13 protein-coding genes are annotated in these 13,497 nt (G+C 50.9%); 4 read left to right on the top strand and 9 right to left on the bottom strand.

All coding sequences use genetic code 11. The annotated features are described in order from the left end of the window. Positions 1 to 203 precede the first annotated feature (203 nt). Positions 204 to 2,102 carry an AAA domain-containing protein gene (locus CRO74_RS30335; RefSeq protein WP_097131943.1) on the top strand — a complete coding sequence of 633 codons (1,899 nt, stop codon included), beginning with the start codon at positions 204 to 206 and terminating at the stop codon, positions 2,100 to 2,102. 61 nt (positions 2,103 to 2,163) lie between these two features. Here CRO74_RS30335 and CRO74_RS30330 read toward each other — a convergent pair whose 3' ends face one another. Then, the gene (locus CRO74_RS30330; RefSeq protein ID WP_097131940.1) at positions 2,164 to 3,537 is read right to left on the bottom strand and encodes an amidohydrolase family protein; all 1,374 of its coding nucleotides are present in this window, start codon (positions 3,535 to 3,537) and stop codon (positions 2,164 to 2,166) included. A 153-nt stretch (positions 3,538 to 3,690) separates the two neighbouring features. Between CRO74_RS30330 and CRO74_RS30325 the strand changes: the two genes are divergently transcribed. Further along, complete coding sequence (locus tag CRO74_RS30325) at positions 3,691 to 4,353, top strand: NAD-dependent epimerase/dehydratase family protein (protein ID WP_097131939.1); 663 nt, start codon at positions 3,691 to 3,693, stop codon at positions 4,351 to 4,353. A 36-nt stretch (positions 4,354 to 4,389) separates the two neighbouring features. Here CRO74_RS30325 and CRO74_RS32160 read toward each other — a convergent pair whose 3' ends face one another. From CRO74_RS32160 to CRO74_RS30295, 6 genes are all read right to left on the bottom strand, one after another. Next, a complete protein-coding gene (locus CRO74_RS32160) occupies positions 4,390 to 4,566 on the bottom strand; it encodes a cold-shock protein (protein ID WP_245878036.1) in 177 nt (58 codons plus the stop codon). Between the two features lie 460 nt (positions 4,567 to 5,026). Continuing rightward, a complete protein-coding gene (locus tag CRO74_RS30315) occupies positions 5,027 to 5,512 on the bottom strand; it encodes a hypothetical protein (RefSeq protein ID WP_097131935.1) in 486 nt (161 codons plus the stop codon). A 170-nt stretch (positions 5,513 to 5,682) separates the two neighbouring features. Continuing rightward, entirely contained in the window at positions 5,683 to 6,492 is an 810-nt protein-coding gene (locus CRO74_RS30310; RefSeq protein ID WP_097131933.1) for a hypothetical protein, read from the bottom strand. A 146-nt stretch (positions 6,493 to 6,638) separates the two neighbouring features. Continuing rightward, complete coding sequence (locus CRO74_RS30305) at positions 6,639 to 8,051, bottom strand: S8 family serine peptidase (RefSeq protein ID WP_097131931.1); 1,413 nt, start codon at positions 8,049 to 8,051, stop codon at positions 6,639 to 6,641. 149 nt (positions 8,052 to 8,200) lie between these two features. Then, positions 8,201 to 8,431 carry a hypothetical protein gene (locus tag CRO74_RS30300; protein ID WP_144036009.1) on the bottom strand — a complete coding sequence of 77 codons (231 nt, stop codon included), beginning with the start codon at positions 8,429 to 8,431 and terminating at the stop codon, positions 8,201 to 8,203. 156 nt (positions 8,432 to 8,587) lie between these two features. Then, complete coding sequence (locus CRO74_RS30295) at positions 8,588 to 9,940, bottom strand: S8 family serine peptidase (RefSeq protein ID WP_097131928.1); 1,353 nt, start codon at positions 9,938 to 9,940, stop codon at positions 8,588 to 8,590. 662 nt (positions 9,941 to 10,602) lie between these two features. Here CRO74_RS30295 and CRO74_RS30290 point away from each other — a divergent pair. Together CRO74_RS30290 and CRO74_RS30285 are read left to right on the top strand one after the other, a co-directional pair. Continuing rightward, positions 10,603 to 11,919 carry a gluconate:H+ symporter gene (locus CRO74_RS30290; RefSeq protein ID WP_097131926.1) on the top strand — a complete coding sequence of 439 codons (1,317 nt, stop codon included), beginning with the start codon at positions 10,603 to 10,605 and terminating at the stop codon, positions 11,917 to 11,919. Positions 11,920 to 12,176: 257 nt separating this feature from the next. Continuing rightward, positions 12,177 to 12,767, top strand: a complete 591-nt coding sequence (locus CRO74_RS30285; RefSeq protein ID WP_097131924.1) for an RNA polymerase sigma factor — start codon at positions 12,177 to 12,179, stop codon at positions 12,765 to 12,767. 39 nt (positions 12,768 to 12,806) lie between these two features. Here CRO74_RS30285 and CRO74_RS30280 read toward each other — a convergent pair whose 3' ends face one another. Together CRO74_RS30280 and CRO74_RS31780 are read right to left on the bottom strand one after the other, a co-directional pair. Next, entirely contained in the window at positions 12,807 to 13,268 is a 462-nt protein-coding gene (locus CRO74_RS30280) for a PIN domain-containing protein (protein WP_097131922.1), read from the bottom strand. After that, positions 13,268 to 13,432, bottom strand: a complete 165-nt coding sequence (locus tag CRO74_RS31780; RefSeq protein ID WP_179830349.1) for a hypothetical protein — start codon at positions 13,430 to 13,432, stop codon at positions 13,268 to 13,270. Before CRO74_RS31780 ends, CRO74_RS30280 begins: the two co-directional genes overlap by 1 nt. Positions 13,433 to 13,497: the final 65 nt, after the last annotated feature.

Genomic DNA, 13,497 nt, shown 5'->3' with positions numbered 1-13,497 from the left:
GTTCAATAGGCAGACAGGGCGATTATTTTACCTATTACACCATCGGCCAACAAAAATACTACACTAGCTCTATTAGCAGATATTTTGTTTGATATACATACAGCTTCGTCTTTCTCCTAAGTTGGCAAATAAATCATAAGGGACTATCTACCACCCCCAACCGAAGCGTCGGTTGGGGGTGGTAAACTCATTATCTTTGCGTCATGGATTATTTCAAAAATCTGCTTGATTTACTAAAGGTTGAACGAGAAGAAGACCGCACACAATACCGAAAACTCACCGAAACAACCTCTATTGCCGAACGCCGGGCCAATGGATTAACCTGGTACCCCATCGCCATCCGGGGTTCCGAAATGAGCCGGGGCGATTATCTATCCGTGGAAGTTGAACGGACCACCCATCAGGAAATTCCGCACCAGCTACGGTTTGGTATGCCCGCCGTCCTGTTCAGTAATCACGACCCCAAAACCGACCGCGTAGAAGGCACCATTTCCCACCAGAGCGGTAATCGTCTGCGCATAACCCTGCGCGTGGATGAACTGCCCGATTGGTCGAGGGATGGCAAACTGGGTGTCGAAGTGCTGTTTGATGACAATAGCTACGACGAGATGGAAGCGGCTCTCAAACTGGCCAATTCACTCGCCGAGAAAGCCGACAATCGCCTGATCAACGTCCTGACGGGCTCAACCACGCCGACCTTCCACCCCGACACGCCACCTTTACAGCTTCCCCGGCTCAACCCCAGCCAGGTAGCCGCAGTGGGGAAAATACTGACCGCCAATGAACTGGCAATCGTGCATGGCCCGCCCGGCACGGGGAAAACCACGACGCTGGTACAGGCTATAAAAGCCCTCCATAAACAGGATAACAAGAAGTTGCTGGTCGTTGCGCCCAGCAACACGGCCGTCGATCTATTAAGTGAAAAGCTGCATGACGAAGGGCTGAACGTACTTCGGGTAGGAAATCCGGCCCGCGTGTCGGAACGGCTGATGGCGCTCACGCTCGATCATAAAATGGCCGATCACCCGGCCATGAAAGAAGCGAAGAAGCTGAAAAAGCAGGCGAATGAGTTCAAGAATATGGCGCACAAATACAAGCGCAACTTTGGCAAAGCCGAACGCGACCAGCGCAAAGCCCTGTTCGACGAGGCCCACCGCATCATGAAGGAGGTGGGTAATACAGAGCAGTACGTCATTGATGATCTGGTCAACAAAGCACAGGTCATTACGGCCACGCTGGTGGGAGCCAATCACTATACCGTTCGGAATCTTACGTACCATACGGTGGTGATTGACGAAGCCGGTCAGGCGCTGGAACCCGCCTGCTGGATTCCCATCCTTAAAGCTCAAAAAGTAGTACTGGCCGGCGACCATTGCCAGCTTTCCCCTACCATTAAGTCGGCCGAAGCCGCCCGGAAAGGATTAAGCAATACGTTGCTTGAAAAATCTATTGGGTTGCATCCCGAGGCCGTTTCCCTGCTGGATGTACAATACCGGATGCACGAACATATCATGGGCTATTCGTCGCAGGTGTTTTATGAGAATAAGCTGAAAGCGCACGGTTCGGTAGCGCGGCACTCGCTGTTCGACGGTGATGCATCGCTGGTTTTTGTGGACACGGCTGGTTGTGGGTTTGATGAGAAACTGGATGGCACCAGTTCAACGAATCCCGAAGAAGCGGCCCTCCTGATGAAACATTTGACCGGGTTGGTCGCGGACCTGAGTGCCCAGTATACGCCGGAAAACTTCCCGACGGTCGCCATTATTTCACCTTATAAGCAACAGATCAATATTCTGAAGGATCAACTAGCGCATACGCCCGAGTTACAGCCCTACATTGGCCGGATTTCGGTCAACACCATCGACAGTTTTCAGGGACAGGAGCGCGACATCGTGTACATCTCCATGACCCGCAGCAATGCCGAAGGGGACATCGGCTTCCTGTCCGACATTCGCCGGATGAACGTCGCTATGACCCGAGCCCGCAAGAAACTCGTCATCGTCGGCGACAGTGCGACGCTGGCGGGGCTTCCTTTCTACGCGGATTTCATCGCCTACGCCGAGAATCTGAACGCCTACCAAAGCGCCTGGGAGTTTATGTAAAGGGAGAGCGTGTGCTGGCGAGGGCATTTGCCCGTGCCTTTTTATGAACCGCACCAACCCATCACTGTTTCTCCAGTTTCTTCAATTCCTTCTGAATATAGGCTTTCGACAGCCAGTTCGTGCCCATCATCACGCCGTCAATGTTTCGGGTCTGGCTGATGTCTTTCAGCGGGTTACCACTGAGCAGCACCAGATCCGATACATTTCCCGTTTTGACGACGCCCCAGTCGGGTTTGTTCAGGTAGGACGCTACATTGACCGTACCCGTCCGCAGGGTTTCGTAGGGCGTTAACCCGGCATCGACCATGTATTTCATTTCGTTGTGGATCGAGAAACCGGGTACGTTGAATATCTGTGGGGCATCGGAGCCTAGCAAAATATCGACCCCATTTTTCTGGCATTCGTAAATGAGCTTCCGGCGAATCTGGATTAGTTTTTCGGCATGCTCCTTCGAGAAGCTCGGGTTGGCGAGGTAGCCTTTTTTGGTATTCTCCCAGCCTTTAACCTGCTCCGGTTTCATGTATTTCATTTCCGGATCGTTGGCGAACGCATCGGCGGGCAGGGGCGAAAGCCAGCGTTCGGCCAGGGCCTGCGTGGGCACAACGCGGATGTGTTTGTCGCGAAGGCCCTTCACGAGTTTGGGAATCTGCGAAGCATCGGCCCGGTAAGCAATCCACGACGCAAACAAACCGGTTTCGGGCTCGGCGAGGGTATCCGAACGGGGCACAATGGCCTCCACAAAGCCATCCATATGGTCGATGGACGAATATCCGGCATCAATCGCCCGCCAGACGCCCACATTGAACGACACGTGACCAACGAACGGGATACCAACTTCATGCGCCGTTTTGGCGATGGCCGGAAACGTCTCTTTGGTCAGACCCGGATGGAGTTTGAGAAAATCGTAGCCAGCGGCTTTCTGTTCACGGACCATCTGGGCACCCCGCTCGGCAGTCTTTACGGTTTGCCCGTTAAACGACGGGCCGGTGGCGTAGAAATGCGGACCAAGGATTTCACCACTGTTGATCTTGCTGCGGAGTTCCAGATGCCGGGGGTGTCCCAGCATACCCCGGATCGTTGTGATGCCGTTGACAAGGTACAGCATCAGCACCTCTTTCATGGGCTCAATATCATCGATGGGTGGCACGTGGGCGTGGATTTCGGCCCAACCCGGCGTCAGGTATTTGCCTTTTGCGTCAATCACCAGCGCGTCTTTACTGACAGCTACTTTTCCATCGGCACCCATAGCGGTTATCCGGCCGTTTCGTACCACGACCGTCTGGTTTTCGAGAACGCGCTCGCGGTCCATGGGAATTACATTGACGGATTTGAACACAATGTCGCGCTGGCTGTTGCTGGTTAACTCCTGCGCGAACAGCGTAACACTGGATGCCAGAAGCAGGGCGGTTAGGAGTAAAGAAGGTATAATTCGCATTGACTAATTGAGTTTAGCGATCCGCTGATCAGGATAAATAACGGCTGGTGAACCTATTCAAGTGCGTTGAGCTTGGGAATGATAAGCTGGTTTGTAAATTTATTCATTCGTCCCGAATACCGGTAACGACCGTATATAAAACCGATTCACCACATGAAAATCAAAGCAATTATAACCGGTGCCACAGGCATGGTAGGCGAAGGCGTTCTTCACGAATGTTTGCAACAACCCGATGTGGAAGCAGTGCTGCTCATCAACCGCAAACCCAGTGGCGTGTCGCATCCGAAAGTGACCGAAATCATACACAAGGATTTCTTCAATCTGTCGTCAATCGAGTCGCAGTTGAGCGGGTATAACGCCTGCTTCTTCTGTCTGGGCGTATCGTCGGTGGGCATGAAAGAGGACGAATACCGTCACTTAACGTACGATCTGACCCTGAATGTGGCGAAAACGCTGGCCCGGCTCAATCCTGATATGACCTTTGGCTACATCTCGGGTGCCGCCACGGACAGCACCGAACAGGGCAGCAGCATGTGGGCGAGGGTAAAAGGCGCAACGGAGAACGCCATTATGCGGCTACCGTTCAAGAAAGCATATATGTTCCGGCCGGGCTTCATGAAACCGACGCCTGGCCTGAAAAATACACTGGTCTATTATAAATACATCAACTGGCTGTACCCAATCGGCCGGGCGCTATACCCGGCGGGCTTTTCGACCTTGCAGGAACTGGCGCTGGCCATGATCAAGTCGGTTGGTATCGGTTATGAGAAGCCGGTGCTGGAAGTGAAGGACATTGTGGCGTTGGCGAAGCGGTAGGGTTCATTTGCCACCTAAGAGTAATCCTCACGCTTATTAAAGCAATTTTATATTAACGGCATTGAGCCCTTTTTTGCCCTGTTCAATGGTAAATCTCACTTTATCATTTTCGTGAATCTGATCAATCAATGCGCTCACATGAACAAATATATCGTCGCCCGAACTATCTGATTTAATAAACCCAAAGCCCTTTGATTCATTAAAAAATTTCACAGTGCCGGTCTGTAAAGCTGACGCATGTTTGGGGAAATCCTGGGCTTTGCGGACACTTTTATTGCCAAAACCCGTAACCTGATCAAACGTATCATTAAGTTCCCGCGTTAAGCTATCCAGTTTATACTTATCCCGAACTGTGTCGAGGTGAATAGACTCAATAATATCGGCCAACAGTTCTTTCTCATCAGCAGATAAATCATCATCGATGGGAATATTATTTTCCACTCGCCTGCGTGCGCCGGAAAGCAGCCTGTACAATTCATTAATAATAGAAACGGCGGAATCCTCCTGAATGTGCATTAACCGACTGAAGGCATTCGTATTTGTATCAGAAAGGGAACCCGTTTCCCTGAAGTGTTGACGGCGTGTGGATGTGTCTGTTCTTGATACCATGTCTATAACCTCAGGTCTGCCACTTAAAACGATCTAAATATAGAAAAAGTTTTACACTACCTACCTAGTAATCAACGCTAATTACGTCGAAAAGCGCTCTGGGCAATTCTTTGATTTGATACTCCACCGATCGCATAGAAGCTTTATCTTTAATCCCAACTGGTTTAAGAATCGCTTCTATGGCTACGCTGTAAGGAATTACATAAATAAAGGGGGTAAAATCCGAGAATATCTTCCTCTGCCAGCTTCGATTTACCCGCGCTTTGATTTCTTCAAATTGAGTAGATGATATAAGACGGTTGTCATGCTTGAATTTGGCTCCTCTTCGTATGCCACTCACATTTTGTCTTATTTTAGCACTATGCTCGTCTTCAGATTCGACGTCCCGCCTGAGTTCTCTATAAATCTCTTTGGGATTTGACGAAGCCGGTTGCCCTACCTCATGAAAAAATGGACTACACCAAACATAATGCGTCTTATTGTAGTATCTCTCATTGATTTCGTAGGCAAGTTTGGTGTTGACAGAATAATATATCAAAGATTTAGTCATATAAAGTGCATAGTTTTCTTGCGGCAATATATAATTTATACCTCAAAAAAACCTAGCATTACACTACACAGAATCTTATTAGGATACTTATCAGGTTATGTACTTCTATTTACAGCCTAGTCGGTAGCTAGTCGCTGGTAAGTACGTTGCCATATTCGCCCTTGCAACATTCATTCCACAACGGAAACGATCACGTAATTGTCGTTTCGGGTAATTCCATATAAGATTTGTTTTCCCTTACTGCTTCGGTCAATGGCAAAAGCCTGCCCTTCGCTGATGGTCGGAATGGTTTTGACATATTGCAACGTGTGCCCCCGTTCGGGCAGTTTTAGCACGTATAGCTCGGGTTTATCGTGGCCGGTGCAATAGATCAGCTCATTCGGCCCCCAGGTGCCGCCTGAGGTGCTGTACGAACCGAAAGCCTGCAACACATTGGCTGGAAAAGCCCATGACTCCAGTTGCTGCCAGGTTGACGTGTACTTGACCAGAGTAGTCCAGCGGTTGTCGCGCCCTTCGGCCGAGGCTTTGTTCGAGTAGTTGGCAAACCCTACCCACCAGTAACCGTTGTAAAAATCAGCCCAGGTGACCGAGCCCGGAAAAAGCCCGAAGCTATGATTGCCGATGTGCCGAAGCGTTCGGGTGTCAAAAATTTCGATGGAACTGGCCATGGGCACATCGGGGTAATTGGAATGCGTGCAATACAGCTTCTGACCCACCACAACCCCGCTGTTCATGTGCTTCAACAAACCGGTTGTATCCTGCCAAATGGCTACTTGTTTGCCGTCTTTCTTCGTATGCTTCGTGAGCGAGTGGTTGTTAACGACGTAAAAGTGCGTCTGGTCGACGGCAACGCCCTGCTGCACCTGTGTTAGTTGAAACCGGCGGATTTCGGTCGCTCTCTGCCCCCGGCTACTGATCGAAAACGATAGGTTTAGGTAGATAAAAAAAGTGGTATTGATCAGCGATCGATGAAATGGCATAGGTTTCGGCTTTTCGGGTAAAGCCTGTAAGTTACAGGACCTGCTCAGCTTTCGACCTATTTAGAGGTCATTTTTGTCAATTCAGTGATTGGAGAAATGGCGTTGCGGACGTTCATCCTGTAACATCTTACAAGACAAAACGGCACCTAGGGGGCCTGCACCAATCCGGCTCCAACCCTGGTAGCGGGGAAAGGCAGACGCCTGGCTGTGTCCTGTAACTTTCGCCATAACTTCATGCCACGCAAGCCGGGCGACGTTTCGGCCCACAGTGCTGCACAACCGGCTACGTGCGCCGTAGCCGTAGCAATGCCGCTGATGGTGTTATACCGGCGAGGGCGGGGCCAGGCCGAAAAAGTATCCAGACCCGGAGCCGCAATATCGACTTTGCCCACCGGTGAGAAAGGTGCTGGCTGTAAGTTTTGGTTGAGTGCCGCCACCGACATGATGGTGGGCGAGTTGGCGGGAGCACCCACTACGGTTCCTGAATTGCTCGACCCGGCCATGATCAGGCAACCCTTTGTTAAAGCGGCCTGCCCGACCGTAGTGAACACAGCCGACGGACCACCCGACATGGCTAACGGAGCAAAAATTACCGGACATCGATTGGCAATGGCCCAGTTCATGCCCGTCAATACACTGGCCAGCGTGCCTGCCATTGAATTGGTCAGCACTTTGCCCACAAAAATGGCGGAGCGGTATCCAATACCGTATCGGGGATTAGTACCGGCGGGTGCATCAGGGCCGCAAGCGGTGCCAATCATGTGCGTACCATGACCGTTCAGATCCTGAACGGGCTCGCCAACAAAGGTTTCGCTGGTCAGGGAACGGCCTGTAAAATCGGGATGTCCCCGATCAAATCCGTTGGTGAGAACCGCTACTTTTATGCCCGCCCCAGTCCGCAGACTGGGTAGTACACGGCACGATTTCAGCCCCCAGGTTGCGTTAAGTACCTGTGTTTCCTCGTCCATTTCGTGGTGCGAATGACCGTTTCCGCTACCACGCATCGCTTTGGCGATGGTCTCGGTAGCCTGCAAGAATCCCCGCAAATAATCGTCTGATGTACTTTGTAATGACTCCGCGAAGCCCGGCAGGCTGTCAAACGTTGTGTTCGTAGCTAATTCAACGAAGCGGCTGCCCACAATACCTCCACTCGTGCCTCCATCGGCAAATACGAAATATTCCGGATCAACGGACACGATGGGGCTATTCGGCTTGCTCTTGTAGTCTATATCCAGCTGGTTCTCCTGCATGACATGACCACCCACCAGAGCGATGTTGATTTCGGGAAAAAATACGGCGTCGGCATCCCCCACCTGGTCCAGCGTAACGGCTTGACCTTTAAAATCTCTGGCATCGGCTACGCGTATTCCCTGCGCCAGCCCTAACTTTTTTAAGGTTTCTTTATCCGAACCTGCCCTGAACGTAACCACATAACGGCCCGTTCGAAAACTATCATCGTTACGATCTAAGGCAGCCAGCAATAGCTCCTCGACGGAAGACGACACCCGATTGGGCAATGAGCCATTTGGGGAGTCGTTTTGAGTATCATTTGTTGCCATGACAATATCCCTCCAACTCGCTGGTAATTGGTAAAATTTAACTTCTGCACTTCTGTCTGACCTTATTTCAGAGCCAATAGGCCCCTACTCCACTGGTTTTATCCAGTCGACAAACACACAGCCTGCTACATTAAAAGAAGCGCCTGCCCTTACCAGGTTACGGACTCGTCGGGTGGCGGAATTTGACTATCCACATCGGGAGACACATCGGCAACACCCGGAATTTTCCTCAGCTTCCGCGCTACCTCATCGCTGCCTGACCCGGTAATGCAGCCAATCTGGTCCAGGACCTGTTCAACGGCAAAGCCCGTCTTGCTCACCTCCCTGGATACTTCACTTACTGACTGATCTGTACCCAGTGTGATAACCCATCTTTTCATGTCAGACATAGTCTTCCCGGAATAATTTATTACGTGGCTGTCTCCTTTTGACACCATCAATATGAATAAAATAACGATCCATCGAACGTAGAGCATGTTCGTTTAATAAGCTGGCAGGCACAATTGCACCTGCCAGCAAGCTCAACCAAATTTAAGTTAAGGCGCCTGAACGAGTCCGGCACCAACGCGGGTGACAGGCTGCGGCAAGCGTCTGGCCGATGCCTGTAGCTTACGCCATAACGTTAGTCCGCGCATAGCGGGCGATGTTTCGGCCCAGAGTGCCGCACAGCCAGCCACGTGCGGAGTAGCCATACTGGTTCCGCTAATGGTCCGGTACCGGGTAGGCCGGGGCCATGATGAGAACACATCCCGACCGGGACCAGCAATCTCAATTTTACCAAAGTTAGAAAAAGAGGAAGGTCTTAACGTGGAGTCCAGTGAAGCCACCGACATGATGGTTGGCGAGTTGGCGGGGTAGCCCGTTGCGGCACCCGCGTTTCCGGCAGCGGCAATAATAAGGCAACCATTGTTCAGGGCGGCCTGTCCGGCAGCGGTATAGGAAGGCTGTACACCACCCTGACCACCAAGCGACATTGAAATAACGGCGCAGCGGTTGGCGATGGCCCAGTTCATACCCGCCAGCACACTGCCCCCCACGCTACCGCCTGAGTTGGAGAGTACCTTACCGACAAAGATGGACGACCGATGGCCAATGCCATACCGGGGCGTGGTACCCGCAGGTGCTTTCGGACCGCAGGCGGTACCGGCCGTATGGGTACCATGCCCGTGAATATCCTGCACAGGTTGCCCAACAAACGTTTGACTAACAATTGGGCGACCCACAAAATCGGGATGCCCCAGATCAAATCCGGTATCCAGAACGGCGACGCGTATACCAACCCCACTCCGTATACTGGCCGGTACCCGACAAGCATTCAGCCCCCAGGTGGCGCCAAGTACCTGTATTTCTTCCTCTATGTCTACCTGCGCATTTCCATTGCCCCGCATCTCTTTGGCAATGATCTCGGTAGCCTGCAAAAATCCCCGCAAAAATTCGCTCGACGTGTCCGGGGTTGACTGACCGGCGCTAGCTTGTAAAAACTCCGAATACATGCTATCTGCAAATACGAAGTATTCAGGGTCGACAGACAGGACCGGGCTATCGGTTGCCACCTCGGCAAAAGCATTCATACTGCGCTCCTGAGCGGCACTCCCCCCTACCAGAGCGACACCAATTTCCGGAAAAATGACGGCATCGGCATCACCGGTATTTTCCATTACAACAGCCTGATCATCGAAATCACGGGCGTCGGCAACGCGCATTCCCTGCGTTTGCAAGGACTGATACCCTTCTTCGCTCGCTCCTTCTTTAAACGTGACCAGATAACGTCCCGTCTCGAAGCTGTTATCGTCACGTTCGAGAGCCGCAAGCAGTATTTCGTCGACAGATGAAGAGGCCCGGTTAGCGGCCCCGCCGTTTGAGGAATTGTTAGCATCTTTCTTAGCCATGGTAATTCATGTTTAATTGTGATAAAAAGAGGAAAGTGGTAAAATCTGAGTGCAGACAAACTGAACGGAAACGCATGAACGTCCGCCAGGAATAAAGCGCAAACCTGTAGAAATCTGGAATAGATCGACTTACCAGACGCGTTAGCCACGGATGCCACCAGTGGCTGGTCTTGCAGTGCGATTACGTTAAAAGGGCTCTCTCGATGATCTGTTATTTCTCGTACGTTTACTCAGGCAACGGTTGTCCGCCATGACTTTCTCAGGCAGCTATTTACTCATCACTACGGCCTATGTTTCCATACTCGTTAGTTTTGACAATTCTGCTACGAGTTATATTGCAAGACAAAATTGTGCAATAAACACACCCATGTACAGTTCTCTTTATTTAACGGCAACCAATTAAAAATCAACCATTTAACATATATTATTTGATATCTATAGATTTACATCCAATAGTCTATAAGGCATTAATTCGTCTCCTTATAAACACATGTCTTTGTTGAAAAGGGTGACAGCAGAACACAAGTTGGAGCAGAGGCTGAACCCAGGTCTTTTCCCAATCCTGACTACGTAACCCTTAGTCGGGAAAGTAGAAAAAACGGGAAACAACATTGATAACCTAATGAGCTACGAATCTGTAGCGTCTACCTCGTCTATTCCTTATGCCCTTAACCATTACCTTCTTAGGCATTCTGGCCCTGATTGCACTTATTTCCCTCGTTCGTATCCACGCTTTTCTGGCTTTTCTGGCCGTATCGATCGGTGTTGGTCTGGCGCTGGGGCTAAAACCATTAGCATTGGCAGAAGCCATTCAGAAAGGCATCGGTGGTACACTGGGTTCCATTACAGCCATTATCGCCCTGGGCGCTATGTTAGGAAAACTGGTGGCGCAGAGTGGAGCGGCTCAACGGATAGCGGTCAGCATTATGTCGCTGGTAGGGACCAAACACGCGCGATGGGCCTTTCTGGTAACCGGCTTTATTGTGGGGCTGCCGCTTTTCTACTCCGTTGGGTTCATGCTGCTGGCCCCGCTGGTGATTACGGTTGCTTACCGGTATAAGTTGCCAGCGCTGTACATTGGCCTGCCCATGCTCGCGTCTTTGTCCGTTACACAGGGTTACCTCCCACCTCACCCGGCCCCGCTGGCGATCCTTAAACAGTTCAACGCCGACATGGGCCTGACGCTCTTCTACGGCATCATCGTTTCCATTCCGGCCATCCTGATCTCGGGCGCATTATTTGGCTCGACGGTAAAACGGTACACGACCTTACCGAACCCGGCTTTCATCGCACCCGACCTGCCCGACGACCAGATGCCCTCGGTTCCTGTGAGCTTCCTGACCGTTTTATTGCCGATTCTGCTTATCGGCCTGAGTACGCTGGTGAGTCCGATGTTGCCCGCCGATTCGGTTGGCCAGCAAGTGTTGCTGTTTGTGGGCGAACCGGTGGTGAGTATGTTCGTCGCCGTTTTGGTGGCCTCCGTTACGCTGGGTATCTGGCGGGGCAAGTCAATGCCAGTCGTGACCGCCATGCTCGGCGAGTCGATCAAAGATGTGGCTCTGCTATTTTTGATTTTTGGGGGTGCGGGGGCACTAAAGCAGGTACTTACCGATGGTGGCGTCAACCAGGCCGTTGCCGACCTCATGCGCGATTCGACCTTGCACCCGTATGTACTGGCCTGGGGGATGGCGGCCCTTATTCGGGTATGCGTTGGTTCTTCGACCGTATCGGGTATCACCACGGCTGGTTTTGTTACACCCATGCTGAGTGCGCCGGGTGTCGAACCCAATTTAATGGTGCTAAGTATTGGGGCCGGGAGCATGATGTTTTCGCACGTCAACGATACCGGTTTCTGGCTGTTCCGGGAGTATTTTCAACTCTCCATGGCCGACACCCTGAAGACCTGGTCCGTCATGGAAACGCTGGTTTCGGTATCCGGGCTGGCGGGAGTTATGGCGCTAAGTTGGGTGCTGGGGTAAGGTTACCAGCCCATAGCTTCAGCTGTGGGTCTTGCAGGAAATAGGTATTTCGTTAACCGTTTCACGGTTTTAGACTTTGAGCCGTTGAAACGGTTAACGAACAATTTGTGCTTTTCTAGTCCCCCGGTTGAAACCGGGGGCTGATAGCTTACAACCAACCCAACCTACCCTATCAACAAACATTACTTTTTATCGACAAATTATTACTATTTCCTTAAAGGGTCGTAAATTTAGGCTTCCAATAACTCAACGCATCATTGGAAAGCTCAACGTACCCATACACAACTGATGCTGCCCTCTGGGATGATTTCCTGGGAGGGAGTAAACGGGCGTACGCTTATCTCTACCGTACATACGCCCCTACGCTCTACAACTATGGCTACAAGATCGCCCAGAATCGGGAGCTGACCGAAGATTGCCTGCAAGACCTGTTCCTGACCATTCTGGAAACCCGCGAGCGGCTCGGCCGTACCGATTCCATTAAGTTCTATATGATGCGATCGCTTCGGCGGGAGATCGTTCGTAAACTGACCAGCGAGCAACGATTCGACCACGATGCCGATCACCTCGACTTCGCCATCGAGTTCTATTACGAACCCACCTGGCTCGACCGGCAGATTTCGCAGGAGCAATCGACGCTGTTGCTCTATGAGTTGAACAACCTCCCCGCCCGCCAGAAAGAAGCGCTGTTTCTGAAGTATTTCGACAACCTCAGCTATGAGGAAATTGCCGGTATCATGGGCATCGAGCAATCTTCTGTCTACAAAATCGTGTACAAAGCCATTGCTTCCCTTCAGAAACGCATACCGACGAATACCGTCTTCCTCCTTTTGGCATTCATCCGATAAAATTTGACAGGCGCTGAATTAGTAGGTCAAAGGACACTACTACCAAATTACCTGCAACCCTCTATCGGCGTAATGAGGAAAGAACGTGTCCGGAGAAACAACAGGAAGATTCATGGCTAAACTATGGGCAATGATCATTCGGTCAAATGGGTCTTTGTGAAGTTCCTGCTTAACGCCCGTTGTTACTACACCATTAATGGTTCGTTGCCACGTTTTACTGATTATCTGGTAGTCGAATGTAGCCAGATAGCTGAGGGCTTGCCATTGTGTATCAAGCAAGGTAATACCCAATGTTTGCAACGCTTTTTGGTAGAAAGTATCGAAATCTGTATCTAATACAATTAATCCTTCCCGAATGTGATTAGCCAACTCCCAGAGGCTTGAAACACAAACATAGACCGTATCGGCCTGCTCAATACGTTTTATAGACGTGGGCGATAATGCTTTTTGATTGCGGGTCAGGTAATCCAGTACGATGGTATCGATGATCAGTTCGTCCATCAAAAACTAAAATTTCCTTCGCCTGTGTAAATGTCTTTGTCCCAGATGTTCTCGGGGCTTTTCCCAAAAAATGGCTTTAGGGCCGAGTTGTCTAAACTCCGCTTTTTGGTTGGTCTAGCCGCTTTATCCGGCTCGCGTGCGCTAACTGGCTTTGTGGATTTCATACTTTTCTGATCAGTCGTCAGTCAAATTTACGCAATATATTGACTCAAGTCTATTCTGAATAACG

This window comes from Spirosoma fluviale, from assembly GCF_900230225.1.
Lineage (GTDB): Bacteria > Bacteroidota > Bacteroidia > Cytophagales > Spirosomataceae > Spirosoma > Spirosoma fluviale.
The sequence above is the reverse complement of the archived record's forward strand: the minus strand, read 5'-3'. Positions and strand labels throughout refer to the sequence as shown.